This is a genomic window from Methylobacterium sp. GC_Met_3 (assembly GCF_026540775.1).
Lineage (GTDB): Bacteria > Pseudomonadota > Alphaproteobacteria > Rhizobiales > Beijerinckiaceae > Methylobacterium.
In genome coordinates, this window is sequence record NZ_JALNUL010000012.1 from 91,303 (window position 1) to 105,494 (window position 14,192).

14 protein-coding genes are annotated in these 14,192 nt (G+C 70.8%); 6 read left to right on the forward strand and 8 right to left on the reverse strand.

Going from position 1 to position 14,192, the window contains the following annotated elements:
* Window positions 1-30: 30 nt before the first annotated feature.
* From pqqA to OXS27_RS16435, 8 genes are all read right to left on the reverse strand, one after another.
* A complete protein-coding gene (gene pqqA / locus OXS27_RS16400; RefSeq protein WP_012317526.1) occupies window positions 31-120 on the reverse strand; it encodes a pyrroloquinoline quinone precursor peptide PqqA in 90 nt (29 codons plus the stop codon).
* Window positions 121-344: 224 nt separating this feature from the next.
* Entirely contained in the window at window positions 345-1,049 is a 705-nt protein-coding gene (locus tag OXS27_RS16405; RefSeq protein ID WP_243926542.1) for a response regulator transcription factor, read from the reverse strand.
* Entirely contained in the window at window positions 1,046-2,680 is a 1,635-nt protein-coding gene (locus OXS27_RS16410; RefSeq protein ID WP_267357519.1) for an ATP-binding protein, read from the reverse strand. Before OXS27_RS16410 ends, OXS27_RS16405 begins: the two co-directional genes overlap by 4 nt.
* Window positions 2,681-2,740: 60 nt before the next feature.
* On the reverse strand, window positions 2,741-2,947 hold the full coding sequence (locus OXS27_RS16415) for a hypothetical protein (protein ID WP_267357521.1): 207 nt from the start codon (window positions 2,945-2,947) through the stop codon (window positions 2,741-2,743).
* An 84-nt stretch (window positions 2,948-3,031) separates the two neighbouring features.
* Window positions 3,032-3,826: a formylmethanofuran dehydrogenase subunit C gene (locus OXS27_RS16420; protein WP_243926536.1), complete on the reverse strand. Its 795-nt coding sequence runs from the start codon at window positions 3,824-3,826 to the stop codon at window positions 3,032-3,034.
* A 3-nt stretch (window positions 3,827-3,829) separates the two neighbouring features.
* Window positions 3,830-4,777: a formylmethanofuran--tetrahydromethanopterin N-formyltransferase gene (gene fhcD, locus OXS27_RS16425; protein WP_267357523.1), complete on the reverse strand. Its 948-nt coding sequence runs from the start codon at window positions 4,775-4,777 to the stop codon at window positions 3,830-3,832.
* Window positions 4,778-4,804: 27 nt separating this feature from the next.
* Window positions 4,805-6,451, reverse strand: a complete 1,647-nt coding sequence (locus OXS27_RS16430) for a formylmethanofuran dehydrogenase subunit A (RefSeq protein ID WP_267357525.1) — start codon at window positions 6,449-6,451, stop codon at window positions 4,805-4,807.
* On the reverse strand, window positions 6,445-7,515 hold the full coding sequence (locus tag OXS27_RS16435) for a formyltransferase (protein ID WP_267357527.1): 1,071 nt from the start codon (window positions 7,513-7,515) through the stop codon (window positions 6,445-6,447). Before OXS27_RS16435 ends, OXS27_RS16430 begins: the two co-directional genes overlap by 7 nt.
* A 494-nt stretch (window positions 7,516-8,009) precedes the next feature.
* Here OXS27_RS16435 and OXS27_RS16440 point away from each other — a divergent pair, with 494 nt between their 5' ends.
* From OXS27_RS16440 to OXS27_RS16465, 6 genes are all read left to right on the forward strand, one after another.
* Window positions 8,010-8,987 carry a beta-ribofuranosylaminobenzene 5'-phosphate synthase family protein gene (locus tag OXS27_RS16440; protein WP_267357529.1) on the forward strand — a complete coding sequence of 326 codons (978 nt, stop codon included), beginning with the start codon at window positions 8,010-8,012 and terminating at the stop codon, window positions 8,985-8,987.
* A gap of 86 nt (window positions 8,988-9,073) precedes the next feature.
* Window positions 9,074-9,967, forward strand: coding sequence for an NAD(P)-dependent methylenetetrahydromethanopterin dehydrogenase (locus tag OXS27_RS16445; RefSeq protein WP_243926526.1), 894 nt, complete (start codon window positions 9,074-9,076; stop codon window positions 9,965-9,967).
* A 35-nt stretch (window positions 9,968-10,002) separates the two neighbouring features.
* A complete protein-coding gene (locus tag OXS27_RS16450; RefSeq protein WP_267357531.1) occupies window positions 10,003-11,133 on the forward strand; it encodes an ATP-grasp domain-containing protein in 1,131 nt (376 codons plus the stop codon).
* Between the two features lie 18 nt (window positions 11,134-11,151).
* Window positions 11,152-12,126: a methenyltetrahydromethanopterin cyclohydrolase gene (mch, locus tag OXS27_RS16455; RefSeq protein ID WP_267357533.1), complete on the forward strand. Its 975-nt coding sequence runs from the start codon at window positions 11,152-11,154 to the stop codon at window positions 12,124-12,126.
* Between the two features lie 191 nt (window positions 12,127-12,317).
* Window positions 12,318-13,226, forward strand: a complete 909-nt coding sequence (locus OXS27_RS16460; RefSeq protein ID WP_267357535.1) for a RimK family alpha-L-glutamate ligase — start codon at window positions 12,318-12,320, stop codon at window positions 13,224-13,226.
* Window positions 13,223-14,059: a triphosphoribosyl-dephospho-CoA synthase gene (locus tag OXS27_RS16465; protein WP_267357536.1), complete on the forward strand. Its 837-nt coding sequence runs from the start codon at window positions 13,223-13,225 to the stop codon at window positions 14,057-14,059. Before OXS27_RS16460 ends, OXS27_RS16465 begins: the two co-directional genes overlap by 4 nt.
* Window positions 14,060-14,192: the final 133 nt, after the last annotated feature.

Here is a 14,192-nt window from a genome sequence, read left to right on the forward strand (position 1 = left end):
GCGGCTCCCGAGATCCCCGGCCCGTAAAACTCAGTTGAATGTGTCGATCTCGGCCGACTCGTAGCTCGTCACTTCCATGCCGACGCAGATCTCGGACACGATCGGGGCAGCCCACTTCATGGTGTTTCTCCTTGGCGGTATCCTCACCGAGCGTCACACGGATCCTAAGAAGACCCTAAGACACTGATGGCGCTCTCGTTTTTAGGCGCGGGACCGGTATCAACGATTCAGGGGCACGCTTCAAGCACTAACTTGCCGGATCCTCCCAAATTTTTCGTGAGACACTTCCTAAAGTTCCGGAAACCCACGGGAAACGTCGGCCGGTAGGACTTAAGTACAGTTGGTCATTGTCGAAAGTCCGGTCCGCGCAGCTCCAGCATAAAACCCTTGCCGCGCACGGTCGTCAGGGCCGGGCCGCCGAAGCGGACGAAATCGGCCATCTTCGAGCGCAGGTACCCGATGTAGACATCGACCACGTTGAGCGAGAGGCCGCCCTGGCTGGCCCAGAGCCGGTCGAAGATGTCCGCGCGGGAGACGGGCTTGCCGATGCTCTCCATCAGCATGGCGAGCAGATCGGCTTCGCGCGGGGTCAGGCGGGCAGTCGCCTCGCCGCAGCTCGCCTGGCGGGTATCGAGGTCGAGACTCAGCCGGCCCGCCGTGATCCTTGAGCGGGGCGCCTCGGCCTGCTCGCGCCGCATCAGGTGCGTGCGCAGGCGCGCGACCAGCTCGTCGAACTCGAACGGCTTGACGATGTAGTCGTCGGCTCCGAGCGCCAGACCCTCGGCCCGGTCCCGGATCTCGTCGCGGGCGGACAGGAACAGGATGGCGCCGGCGAACCCGCCTTCCCGCAGGGACCGGCAGACATCGTGGCCGGACCCATCCGGCAGGCCGATATCGAGGAGGACGGCCCCGGGCGCGGGATCGTGCGCCGCCTTGAGCGCCTCGTCGACGCAAGCCGCCGTGCCGACCTCGAAACCCTCGGCCTCCAGGCCCCGGGCCAGGAGGCCGCGGATGTCGATATCGTCCTCGACGATCAGGATCCGCGTCATGCGGCCGGCTCCCTCACCTGTGCGGCGCCGGCCGCGTCCCCGGCCGTGCCCAACCCCCATGCCGGATCGAGCGCCGGGATGTCCAGGCTGACGCGGGCGCCGCGCCCGTCCGGACCGGCGCCCACCCGGATGGTCCCGCCATGCTGCTCGACGATCCAGCGCGCGAGGGCGAGACCGATGCCGAAGCCGGTCTCGTCAGGCCCCGCGCCCGCGCCGCGCTTGAAGCGCTCGAACAGGTCGGTCTCGGAGGTGCCAAATCCCGGGCCGTCATCCGTCACGGTGATCCGCCCGATCGGGCCCGGACCGGCGGCCAGCGCGACCTCGACCCGGGTGAGCCCGGCGGCGTGGCGCAGGGCGTTATCGACGAGGCTCTCCACCGTCTGCCGGATCCACTCGCGATCCGCGAGGCTCTCGACGTCCCGGGTCCCCGGATCGAGGGACAGCGCGACCCGCCGCCGAGCGGCCTCGGAGGTCATGTTATCCACCGCCTCCGACAGGACCAGGGCGAGCCCGAGGGGCCGCTTGTCGAACGCGATCTCGCCGGTCTCCGATCGGGCAACGCGCAGCAGATCCTCGACCCGCAGCTTCAGGCGCTGCGCGCGCTTCTTGATCGTCGCGAAGACCGGCCCGGGATCGGCGCCGCGGGTGGCCCCCCGCAGGGCGAGATCGCACTCGCCCAGGATCACGGTGAGCGGGGTGCGCAGTTCGTGGCTGACATCGGCGAAGAAGCGCCGCCGGGACTGGTCGACGGATTCAAGACGGACATTGGCCGCGCGCAGATCCGCGGTCCGGGCCGCGACCGTGTCCTCCAGCGCCGCCCGATCGGCCACGACCCGCGATTCCCGCCTGGCGAGGCGGGCGGCCATGCGGTTGACGTTGGACATCAGGAGCCCGAGCTCGTCGCGGGTCGCGACGGAAAGCCGGGTGTCCAGGGCACCGTGGCCGATCGCGCTCGCGGCCCGGCGAACCTCTTCGATCCGCGCCAGGGTCGGCCGGGTCACGCCGCGGTAGAGGATCGCCAGCAGCACGAGGGCCGCCGTCACCGCCGCCGCGGCGGCGAGGCGCAGCCGCTCCGAGAGCGCCCGGGCCTGCTCGGAGCCGAGCGCCATGCTGCGCCGCTCCGCCTCGATCAGGAAAGAGAGCGGCTGGCCCGTCATCGCGCCGAACCCATTGAGCGCACCCTTGATCGCGTCCTGCCGCCGCTCGGGCTCGGTCTGGCGAGCGATCAGAGTCACCTGCCGGTCGAGGACGGCGCGGGCAGCACGCAGCGCAGCCATCGGGCGGGTCCGCGCGGCGTATTGCATCCGGTCGGCCGGGTCGTCGCTCGGTGGAAAACTCTTGGCCAGGGCCTCGTCGACCGTCCGCAGGGCGCGGTCGGCGTTGTCGCGGGCGATCGCCATCGCCTCGGGCTGGCCGTCGGGATTACCCACGGTCTCGACAGCGGCGAGGCCGAACTGCGTGAGGCGGCCCGACAGTTCGGCCAACAATTCCAGGCGCCGCTGCGCTTCGAGCGTCCGGTCGACGGTCCGCTCGGCCGCGCCGATCGCTGCCAGCAGCGCCGCAGCAGCCAGGATCACCACGATGGCCGTGCCGCCCAGGAGCAGCGCGAAGCGGGTCTTCAGCGAGCGCATGGGGCCGCCCTCAGAACAGGGCTCAGCATCGCACCGCCCCGCCGAAGAACCAAGGCGTGCTCACAGATCCTTCTGCACGCTGCCCTTAGCGGCGCAGCGCCAGCGCTCGACGTGCCATTCGGGATGCGAGGCCTGCCACGTCGCCAGCGCGCTCTGGGAGTTGCGCAGGCACACGAACGGGCTCGACTTCTCGAACGACATCTCGATCCGGTCCTCGCGGCAGGTCGAGGGCTGGGCGGCGAGGCAGATCGACAGCAGCAGCAGCATGGGCGTTGTCCCGGGCTGCCGGCCTCGGGCGGGCCGGCTTGGACGGGAGGATAGGACGCCTTCACGCCCCTTGCCCAGGCGGCGTCAGGCCGCGACCCAGATCTCGCCCTTCGCGATGGTAGCGAGATCACCCGAATAGCGGCGGAGCGGCTTGTCGAGCAGGGCAGCATGCTCCGGGCTGAGGCCGCGCAGGGCCGTCGCCAGCAGGCGCAGGAACACGAGATCGTGCGCGCCGGTCTCCACGAAGGTCTCGGCCATCCGCCCGTGCGCGCCGAGGACGAGGGTTCCGCGGCGCATGCCGAGCCCCGGCTGGTCGCCGACCGCGAGGGCCGCCAGGGTGCCGGCGATCATGCGGGAGCCCGCGAAGGCACCAGCAGCCCCAGCCACGATCGTCCCCCGCCGCATCCGGTCGCCGAGATGCGCGCCGGCGGTCCCGCGGATGATCAGCGTCGCCCCGTCAAGCCCCGTCTTGGCGGCATAGACCGCGCCGCCCGCGTAGTCGCCGGCATCGCCCTCGATGGTGATCGTGCCGCCGGTCGCACCGGAAGCCGCGTAGGGACCGGCGTTTCCGGTGACTGTCAGGCTGCCGCCCGCCATGCCGGCACCGAGGCGCTGGCCGACATCGCCGGTCACCCGGATCGTGCCGGCGGACAGGGACGCCCCAACCCGATCCAGGCGCTCGTGACCGCCCTCGATGGTCAGGGTGTCGGCCCCGTCGAGGGACACGGAGAAGCACTCGCCGAGCCGTACACCCGTCCGGGTCGTACCGACCTCCAGGCGCTCGGCCTCGCCTTGGGACAGACCCGACAGCGCCAACGGGTTGATGTTCAGGAAGTCCAGCCGCTCGGGCGGGGCCGCGCGCAGGATGAGGGTGCTCACGGCTCAGCCCTCCGACTTGGCGTCGTCGCGCGCGAGCAGGTCGCGCAGATGATAGTGGTGGCGGCCGAGATTGCCGCCGTAATTGCCGGCCGTCACAGCGATCAGCCCGTGTTTTCCGCCGATCTCGGTCGCCGCGTGCAAGCCGGCGCGCATCGAGTCGGACACGCCCTGAGAGGTGAGGGCGTCGATCACGATCTCCAGCACCACGCCGCACTCCGCCGGGAGCGCCGAGCCAGCCCGGCCCTTGAGCGTCGGGCAGTAGGCGTCATTGGTGGAGGCCATCATGCCCTTGGTCCGTCCGCCGACCTTCGAACCAGAGCGGACGATGCCGCCCGGGAACGGCAGGATCGCACCCGGCACAGCCTTGGCAGCCTCCACAGCCACCTCGGCGACCTTCAGCGTCTCCGAATGGGTCCGCCCGAGGAACAGCAGGTTGCCACCGCCGACCGCACCGTCGACGGCCCGAACCGTATCCTCGCACAGAAACTCGCCGTCCATCACCGGGATGCGCCAGTAGCGCCGTGCTTTGCCGGAGGCGTCGGCCAGGCGCTTTGCGATCGCGAAGCCGTCACCGAAATAGCGGATCGCGCCGCCGAGCTTGATCTTGGTTGGCCCATCGACACCCGCGTAGCAGGCCGTGCCCGGGCAGGTGAGGATGCACTGGCCGACCCGCTTGATCAGCTGCTCCTTGAGACCGTTCGGCTCGAAGCCGAACAACAGGATGCGGACGCCCGGTCGCCCGTCCGGAGTTTCCTCCGGCGACAGCTCGGCGTCGATGCCGGCCTCGGCGCCGCAGCCGATCACCGAAGTGGCGAAGCCCGTCATCGTGGTCGCGGCGATCATCGCCCACTTGGCGGTGTCGTTCGTGACGACGATGGCGGTCCCGGCCACGTCGAACGCCTCCGCGAAGGTGTCGATCACCGGGATGCCGTTGAGGGAGAGGTCAGACATCGTAGTTCCCGCGGCTCGCCCCGCTCATCACGCCCGACATGGCACCGCCTCGAAATTCTCCGTGCCCTCACCGAACGCGGCATCTGGCACCGCGAAGCTGTCGAGGCCCTCGCCGAACCGCTCCGTGAGGTAAGTGTCGGCGCGTCTCGCCATGGCCTTGTCGGACTCGACGGTAAGCGACAGCGTGCGCCCGGCGCGCCACTCCACCACCTCACCGTCCTCGACGATCGGCACGCCGTCCTTGAGGACAAGCTTGGCGGCGGTAAACATCGCGGTGCGGTTCGAATCGTCCCGGTAGATTGCGACGTCCGCCCGAGCACCAGCCCGCAGGTGACCGCGATCCGCGAGGCCGAGTAGCTTGGCCGGTCCGGACCGCGTCAGCTGCGCAATCTCCGAGAGCGTGTATTCGCGCTCCAGCCCTGGAAGCCCCGAGCGCTCGCCAACGATCTTGGGCAGCGTCGCGATCTCGCGGTCGCGCTCGGACTTGTCCATCAGCAGGTGGATGATGCGCGGGTACTGGGTGAACGGGCCGCCGTTCGGGTGATCCGTGGTCAGGATCGTCCGCTCGGGATCGGTCGAGAGCAGCATGATCTCCAGGCCGATCGCCCACTGCAGCGAGCTGGTCGGGCCGCGGGGCCGGTACAGGAACGGCACCACGCCGCCGCCCTCGGCATCGCCCGCGTTCAACACCCACTTCTTCGGATTGGCGCCCTTCCGCCCCGCGAACTGGCGCAGGATGTCGAGGGAGACCGTAACGGTCTGGCCGAACACCACCTGCCCGATGTCGAGGGTCGCGTTCGGATTGTCGGAGATCGCCTGCGCGATCCGCTCGGCGGCCGAGCGGAAGCCGCCGGTGCCGGGATTGGCCGGATCGACCGCGCCATAGGCGTAGAACTGGGCATGGGCGAAGTGGATGCGCCGCCCCTCCGCGGCGTCGAGCGTCGCCATGAAGCTGTCGTCGGCGCCCGGCAGGCCGAGGTTGTTGCAGTGGACGTGCAGCGGGTGCGGGACGCCGATCTCCTCGACCGCATCGAGGAGCGAGCCCATGATCTGCCGCGTCGAGAGGCCGTAGCAGGGGATCTCGTCGTCGAGCGACAGGCGGAGCGCACCGTCCTTGAAGGCAGAGGCGCCGCCCGCGTTGATGCATTTCACGCCGAGGCCGCGCGACTGCGCCACCGACAAGGTCACGAGGTCGCGCACCGCGTTGCCGCCCTGGCGTTCGCGCAGCAGCTGCAGAAGCTGGTCGTCGTTGCCCATCACGGTCAGGGCCCCGCGGTCGAGCAGCGGGATGTCGGCGAGTTCGAGCTGCGTGGCCAGCGCGTGGGTCGGCGGCATCGCGGGCTCGACCGCGGTGGTGTAGCCCATCCGTGCATAGGTGGAGCCGATCCAGGCCGCAGCGCCACCGGCATGCGCGAAAGGATGACCCTCGGGCGCCGCCTCGCTCACGTATAGGTCGGGCAGGAGAAGCCGGGAGGTGATCACGTTGCCGCCGGCGATGTGCGAATGCACCTCGACGCCGCCGGCCATCACCACGCAGCCCGCCGCGTCAATGACGTGGTCGGCCTCGCGGCCCGGCGGGTCGATGACCTGGCCGTCTTCGATCCAGACATCCCCGACGGAATCGCGGGACGCGGTCGGATCGACGACGCGCCCGCCCCGAATCACGCTCAGCATGCGGGTTCACTCCTCGACGCGGGCTGGCCGGTTGTCAGGCGCCCCGTGAGGGCGCCGAGGATCGACGCGGCCGACGGCAGATCCGTGGGCGCCGAGGCCGGCCAGTAGGTCAGCGCGGCACGCGGCTCGTTCCAGAGGACGCCGCCATGATCGCGGCCGGGCTGGCCGACCGCGATGACGATTTCGGCGGTTTTCGCAGCGCCGTCTGCGACGAGGGCCACGGACGGGACCGTCGACAGCCAATCGGGGAACGCCACCGGCACGGAGGCGAGCCAGAGCACCGCATCGACCTCGCCGGCGGCGACCTGCCGGGCGGCGTCGAAGCGCCAGGGGTCGTGCTCGGGCACGCGGCGGCCGAAGCCGCTGCGCGGCGCCTGACCGGTCAGCCAGGCCGCGACCGGCACCACGGCGCGGTCCTGCCCGATACCGCCGGTGGCGAGGGTGAAGCAGCGTGTCGTCTCGCTCAGCTCCATGGCGAGGCCCTGGAGCATCTCGATGCCGGCCTCGCCGAGCTCGGCGGGATCGTAGAGGAGGACGCCATATTGAGCGGATGCGAGCCGGGCAGCGATCTGCCCCGGGAGGGCATCACCAGCGAGGTGGCCGCGGGCAAAGGCACGCAGCACGCCGACGGCCTCGGTCAGGCCGCCCGCGGCGGGCCAAGCCAGCGACGCGGTGGCGTTCGCGCCCACGGCCAGGAGCGCGCGATCCGATCCCGCAGCGCGACCGCGGGTCGGCTTCGTGTCGATCAGGCGCTTCATCAGCAGCGTTTGCCAGGGCGCGGCACCCACCACCAGCACCATATCGGCGCGCCCGACGGCTTCGGCCGGCGTCGATGTCAGGGCCCCGACCCGGCTCAGCGCGCCGAGTTCGGCATAGGTCCCGATCGACCCGGCGGTGTCGACGGAGGCACCAATGCGCCCCGCAAGATCATAGGCCGCACGGATCGCGGCGACGTCGGCGCTCAGGCCGGCGATCACCGGCGCTCGCGCCTTGGCGAGGAGGGACGCGGCCGCCTCGATGGCGGTGCCCGCGTCCGTCGCGCCACCCTTCACCCAGGCTGCCATGCTCCCTCTCGCAACGTTTTTGCTTGGCTTCGGAGCGGGCGACGGCCGTAAGACCGGACGAAGCGGGCACACCCCAAAGCAGGGGGCCCACAGAGTCGGAATGGCGCGCCTGCCCGGCAAGTTCCGGGCAGACGGCAAACTCGGCACGCCGTCGCGAGGCCTAGGTTTGCATTCATCCGCCCACCGCGGCAAGGGGGTATGGCGGGGTTACGGACGGGGATCTGGGCTGAAACGGTCGGTTTTCGCCCCTCCGCGTCATGGCCGGGGACAGGTTTCCGGGTGCGTTCCAGGACGGCGCCGGCACGCCGAAGCGAATGGTTCGGCCGATCCTGGGCCTTCTCATCCTGGATCTTCCGCCACCAGCAGCATCCGCCGCCCAGGCTCTCGCCGCAAACCGTAAGCGACGATCCGAACACTGATCGGCCGGCACCGTTGCCCTACCCCAGGCCGCGTGTGAAAAGCGCGCCGCACCGGCGGCATGCGAGGGACTGGCAGTGGGCGACGCCCCCGAGGGGAACGAAAACACCGCAGATGGCGCTGTGCGGGTCGAAGCACCCGCGCGGCTGCATTTCGGATTCCTCGACCTGCATGGCGGGCTCGGCCGGCGATTCGGTAGCATCGGCCTCGCCATCGACGAGCCCTCGCTGGCGCTGACCGCACGGCGCTCGCTGCACCCCTCGGTCACGGGACCGGAAGCGGATCGCGTGCGCGGCTACGTCCGGTCCGCCGCGGCGCATCTCGGGGGCGGCGAGGATGTCGCCATCGCGGTGGAACGCGCGATCCCGGCCCATGCCGGTTTCGGGTCCGGCACACAGCTCGGTTTGGCAGTGGCCGCCGCAATGGCGCGCCTGAGCGGGGCGCCGTTCGCCGCAGATTCGTTCGCCGCCACGCTCGATCGCGGCAACCGATCCGGTGTCGGCCTCTGCGCCTTCACGGAGGGCGGCCTGATCGTCGATGGCGGGCGCGGATCGGACGGGGGACCCCCGCCGATCATCGCGCGCCTGCCGTATCCCGAAGCTTGGCGGGTCGTCCTGATCATCGATCCTGAGATGGCCGGCGTTCACGGCGTGCGCGAAGCCGAAGCGTTTCGCGATCTGCCGCGCTTCCCAGAGGCGCAAGCCGCGGAGATCTGCCGGATCACGCTGATGCAGGTTCTGCCCGCCGTCGCCCTCTCGGAGCCCGAGGGTTTCGGTGCCGGGATCACCCGGATCCAGGACCTGATCGGCGATCATTTCGCGCCCCATCAGGGCGGCCGATACGCCAGCGCGTCGGTGGCGCAGGTGCTGGCGAACGTCGCCGCGCAGGGCATACCGGGCTACGGCCAGTCCTCCTGGGGACCGACCGGATTCGTGCTCATGCCCTCATACGCCGATGCCTGCGCCCTCGTGGCCGATCTCGACCGCGGAGGCCCCCTCCGGTTCGTGATCGCCCACGGCCGAAACAGTGGCGCTTCGGTAACCGGTCCGGCCTGAGCCGACGCTCACGGGCTTGACCCGGAACGCCGCTCCGGGTTTGGACGATGGCAAAACGCATCGGTCGCACACCGCACGGGGAATCCATGGCCCGCTCGATCCTTCATATGCTGACGCCACTCCGGCACATGAGCCCGTTCGACGTGAACATGGCTGTGGATGCCGGCTACGAGACGGTGGTGACCTACACCGAGGTCAGCCTCGCCGACGTGGTCTCGCTGACCCAGGATTCGATTTTCTCGCGGTCTCCGGCCGACGGGACGCGGACGGGCATCTTCATCGGCGGCAAGAACGCCGAGGACGCCCTCGACATGGTCGACCGGGCCAAGAAGGCGTTCGTGCCGCCCTTCGTGAATCACGTCTTCGCCGATCCGGCAGGCTCGTTCACGACAGGCGCCGCGATGGTGGCGCAGGTCTCCCGGGCGCTCCGGCAGAAGTTCAACACGGACCTCCAGGGCAAGCGCATCGTGATCTTCGGCGGGGCCGGTGTGGTGGCCTACGTGGCGGCGGTGATCGGCGCGCTCCAGGGCGCCACCACCGTGCTGGTCGGCCATGACGGCGAGGAGCGCGTCTCGAAGATCGCCTTCACTATGAAGTGGCGCTTCGGCATCGACGTTGGCGCCGTCGACGGGACGACGCCGGAGGATCGCCGCGTCGCCATCCGGGACGCCGACGTGATCCTGTCGGCCGGGCCCGCCGGCATCCCGATCCTGACGGCGCAGGATCTCGAATCGGCGCCGAAGCTCCTGGTGGCCTCGGACGTCAACGCCGTGCCGCCCGCCGGCATCGCGGGGATCGACGTGAATGCTGTGGACGTGCCCCTGCCCACCGGCAAGGGCGTCGGCATCGGTGCGCTGGCGGTCGGGAACGTGAAGTATCAGACGCAGCGCCGCCTGTTCGACCGGATGCTGGCGTCCGACACCCCACTCTGCCTCGACTTCCGCGACGCCTACACCCTCGCGGTCGAGATCGCCGGCTGACGCCATTCGGGCCCGATCTGCCGAGCCCGATCGGGATGGCGGACGCGATCCTGATCGCCGCCCAGGCCGGGCGAGCCCTCGCGGAAGCGGCGCGGCGCGCCGGCCTCCGGCCCTACGTGGCTGACCTGTTCGGCGATTGCGATACGCTGGCCGCCGCCGAGGCCTATCGTCCGCTCCCGGGCCGCTTCGGCACGACGCCCTCTGCGGCCGAGACGCTGGTGGCACTCGACGACCTCGCGGCGGCGGCCGGAGGCTCGATTGGTCTGGTCCTCGGCAGTGGCTTCGAGGACGCACCCGGTTTGGTGGCCGAACTCGCGCACCGGCACCGGCTGCTGGGAGCCTCCGCCGACACCATCGCGCGCCTCAAGGATCCGTCGGCCTTCACCGCCCTCTGTGCGCGCCTCGACGTGCCACACCCCGCAGTCTCGATGGATCCGCCGGACGATCCGTCCCGATGGGTGCTCAAGCGGATCGGCGGCAGCGGCGGCTCCCATATCCGGGCCGCGACGCGGTCGGGGGCACCGCCGGGCCATTATTATCAAATGCGCGTCCCGGGCCGGGCACATGCGCTCAACGTCCTCGCCGACGGCCGCACGATCCGGATCCTGGCAGTGACCGAGCAATGGTGCGCTCCGACCCCGATCCGGCCCTATCGCTATGCCGGAGCCTTGGTTCGCGGCGCCACCGAGCCGCCGGTACTGCCCGCGGGACTCGTCGCCGCGATTGCGGACGCCACCGCACGGATCGTTGCCGCGACCGATCTGCGGGGCCTCGCCAGTGCCGACATCCTGGTCGACGGCTCCGACTGGTGGATGATGGAGATCAACCCGCGCCCCGGCGCGACGCTGGATATCCTCGACCGGCGCGCGGTGCCGCTGCTCCAAGCCCACATCGCCGCCTGCCTGGGCGCGATGCCGGAACTCGGTGCGCCTCCGGTGGGTGCGGCGGCCGCGCAGATCTGTTACGCCGACCGGGAGCTTGCGCCTGTGCCGGACCACGATTGGCCGGACTGCGTGCGTGACCGCCCGCGCCCCGGCACGGTGGTCCGCCGCGACGCGCCGCTCTGCACGGTGCTGGCCGAAGGCGCGGACCGGGCGGAGGCGCTCGACCTGTTGGAATCGCGAACGGCCCGCCTGCGGGCGGCCCTCGCAGCGCAGAAAACATAAGTTCGAGGAAGCCCCGTGATGAGTGCCAGCCAATCCTATCCCAGCATCAACGCACTCTCAGGTCCGCTGGTCGAGCGGCTCGTGGCTGAGGCCGCGACCCTGCGGCTCTCCGTGTCGCAGGCCGCGGGCGGCGCCCGGATGATTGATGCCGGGGCGCAGGCGCTGGGCTCGATCGAGGCCGGGCGGCGCATCGCGGAGATCTGCCTGGGCGGCCTCGGCACCGTCACCATCGCGCCGAGCGGTCCGATCGCGTCCTGGCCCTATTCAGTGACGGTTCACGCCGCCGATCCGGTGCTCGCCTGCCTGGGCAGCCAGTATGCAGGCTGGAGCCTCGCGGACGAGACCGGCGATTCCGGCTTCTTCGCCCTCGGTTCGGGTCCGGGCCGCGCGGTCGCGGTCGTCGAGGATCTGTACCAGGAGCTGGGCTACCGCGACTCGGCGACCAGCACCGCCCTGGTGCTCGAAGCCGCCGGCGGCCCGCCCGACAGCGTCGTGGCCAAGGTGGCCGAGGCCACCGGCCTGCGACCCGAGAACCTGACCTTCATCTTCGCGCCGACCCAGAGCCTCGCCGGCTCGACCCAGGTGGTGGCCCGCGTGCTGGAGGTCGCCCTGCACAAGGCCCACACGGTGGGTTTCGACCTGCACGCCATCGTGGACGGGATCGGCTCGGCCCCGCTGTCGCCGCCTCATCCCGACTTCATCAAGGCGATGGGCCGGACCAACGACGCGATCATCTATGGCGGCCGGGTCCAGCTCTTCGTCGACGCCGACGATGCCGACGCCAAGCAACTTGCCGAGCAATTGCCCTCCACCACGTCGAGCGATCACGGCGCGCCCTTCGCCGAGATCTTTTCCCGGGTGAACGGCGATTTCTACAAGATCGACGGGGCGCTGTTCTCTCCGGCGGAAGCGATCGTGACGTCGGTGCGCTCGGGTGCCACCTACCGCGGCGGTCGCCTGGAGCCGACGCTTGTGGAGGCGTCCTTCGCCTGAGGGCCTCTCTGGGGGTTGAACCCCTCAGGACGAAAGCACTTCTCCCTCCCCCTTGGGGGAGGCGAGAAGGCCGCCGCCGTCGGTGTGCGAGGACGCGAGTCCGGGACGCGCAGGGTTCCGCTCCACGCCGGCGAACAACCTCTTCCCAGGGTCGCCATAAGAGGCGAGCCCTGCCAATCGTCAGGCCCCCTATGCGTATCGGGCTCGCCGCCGATAACGGCAATTGGCACAAGAACCGCCTGCTGACGGCCATGCGGATGCAGGGCGTCGAGCCGGTGCTGTTCTCCCTGGCCGACGTGGCCGTGGTCACCGGCGGCGGCGAGCCCCTGCGTGTCCCGGGCTTCCTCGATGCCCTGCCGGACGGGGTCCTGATGCGCACCATCGCGGGCGGCACGTTCGAGGCCACCACGATGCGCCTCGGGGTGCTGCACGCCCTGGTGGCGGCAGGCGTCACCGTGTGGAACAGCCCGACCGCCACCGAGCGGTCGGTCGACAAGGCCGCCACCTCGCTGCTCATCGCCCGGGCCGGCCTGGCGACGCCGGCAACCTGGGTTTTCTCCAAGCGCGAGGCCGCCGCCGCCCTGGTGGCGATCGAGGCCCGGCCCGGCGCACCCCTCGTGCTCAAGCCGCTATTCGGCTCGCAGGGGGAGGGGCTCGTCCTGATCGAGCGGCCGGAGGATCTGCCCGACGAGGAGGCCGTGGCCCGGGTCTACTACCTGCAGCGCTACGTCCCGCGGCGCGACGGGCTCTGGCGCGACTACCGGGTGTTCGTCTGCGACGGGCGGGCGATCGCCGGCATGATCCGCGAGGGCGACGGCTGGATCACCAACGTCCACAGGGGCGGCCGTCCGCTGCCATGGGCGATGCCGCGCGCCGCCGCGGACCTCGCCGAGGCGGCCGCCGCCGCGGTCGGCGTCGATTATTCCGGCGTCGATCTGGTCGAGGACGGGGAGGGCGGCTTCTCCATCCTGGAGGTCAATTCCATGCCGGCCTGGTCGGGACTCCAGACGGTGTGCGAGACCGATATCGCCGCAGCGGTTGTCCGCGGCTTCCTCGCCGCCGTCCGGGGCGCGAGCCGGCCGCGGCTCGTGGTGGCATGAGCGGCACGCTCGACCCGGCGCTGATCGGCACGCTGTACAAGGCGGCCTGCCTGGCGGAGCTCGACGCCCTCAAGCCCGGCAACGTCCATGCCTTCGCGGCCGGTCACCGCATGGTGGTGGCGGATTTCGTCACCAGCGCCGAAGTCTCGGCGCCGCCCCTGTCGCGGCCCGGCGCCGGGATCGGCGAACGGGTCCACGGCGGAGTCGCCGCCACGACGGCGGCGGTGGGCCAGAACACCAATCTCGGTATCCTGCTCCTCTGCGCGCCGCTCGCCGCCGCGGCCGAGCGCGGGACGAGCATCGCGGACCTGCTCGACACCCTCGACCGTTCGGACGCGGAGGCGGTCTTCGCGGCGATCCGCCTCGCCAATCCCGGCGGCCTCGGCCGGGCGGAACGGCACGATGTCGCCGCGGACGCGCCCGCCTCGCTGCACGACGCGATGGCGGAGGCCGCCGACCGGGACCGCATCGCCCGTGCCTACGGAACCGGGTTCGCCGACGTGACGGCGATCGGCCTCCCGACCCTGGCCGAGGCCCGAGGGCTGGGGCTCGATCCGTCCTGGTGCACAACCGCCGTGCATCTCGCCTATCTCCGGTCGGTCCCCGACAGCCACGTCGCCCGAAAGCGCGGCCGCGCCGCCGCCGAGGATCTTCGCCGGGAGGTTGAGACAATCGTGGCCGGCCTCGATCTCGCCGCGCAGCCGGTCGAGCCGCTGCTGGCCCTCGACGCGTCGCTGAAGGCACGCGGCCTCAACCCGGGCACGAGCGCGGATTTCACGGTCGCGACCGTGTTCTGGGACGCGCTGGCGAGAGCGGGCGCCATGCTGGCCTGAGCCGTGCAAGTTCCCGTGTTTCCGAGGGCGAAGGCTAAAAAAATTCCTTCGCGGCAGGGCCTTGCTCGGGTTGTGAGCCGCAGGTGCCCGCTGTAGGGTCCGCCGCGCTGTCCGGCCCAACCGGCTCGACCCT

What these genes read in the sequence shown, in the direction of transcription:
- OXS27_RS16410 (WP_267357519.1), bottom strand. Translation starts at nt 2,680, where the DNA reads ATGCGCTCGCTGAAGACCCGCTTCGCGCTGCTCCTGGGCGGCACGGCC.
- mch (WP_267357533.1), top strand. Translation starts at nt 11,152, where the DNA reads ATGAGTGCCAGCCAATCCTATCCCAGCATCAACGCACTCTCAGGTCCG.
- OXS27_RS16430 (WP_267357525.1), bottom strand. Translation starts at nt 6,451, where the DNA reads ATGCTGAGCGTGATTCGGGGCGGGCGCGTCGTCGATCCGACCGCGTCC.
- pqqA (WP_012317526.1), bottom strand. Translation starts at nt 120, where the DNA reads ATGAAGTGGGCTGCCCCGATCGTGTCCGAGATCTGCGTCGGCATGGAA.
- OXS27_RS16415 (WP_267357521.1), bottom strand. Translation starts at nt 2,947, where the DNA reads ATGCTGCTGCTGCTGTCGATCTGCCTCGCCGCCCAGCCCTCGACCTGC.
- OXS27_RS16450 (WP_267357531.1), top strand. Translation starts at nt 10,003, where the DNA reads ATGGCGGACGCGATCCTGATCGCCGCCCAGGCCGGGCGAGCCCTCGCG.
- fhcD (WP_267357523.1), bottom strand. Translation starts at nt 4,777, where the DNA reads ATGTCTGACCTCTCCCTCAACGGCATCCCGGTGATCGACACCTTCGCG.
- OXS27_RS16435 (WP_267357527.1), bottom strand. Translation starts at nt 7,515, where the DNA reads ATGGCAGCCTGGGTGAAGGGTGGCGCGACGGACGCGGGCACCGCCATC.
- OXS27_RS16465 (WP_267357536.1), top strand. Translation starts at nt 13,223, where the DNA reads ATGAGCGGCACGCTCGACCCGGCGCTGATCGGCACGCTGTACAAGGCG.
- OXS27_RS16460 (WP_267357535.1), top strand. Translation starts at nt 12,318, where the DNA reads ATGCGTATCGGGCTCGCCGCCGATAACGGCAATTGGCACAAGAACCGC.
- OXS27_RS16445 (WP_243926526.1), top strand. Translation starts at nt 9,074, where the DNA reads ATGGCCCGCTCGATCCTTCATATGCTGACGCCACTCCGGCACATGAGC.
- OXS27_RS16405 (WP_243926542.1), bottom strand. Translation starts at nt 1,049, where the DNA reads ATGACGCGGATCCTGATCGTCGAGGACGATATCGACATCCGCGGCCTC.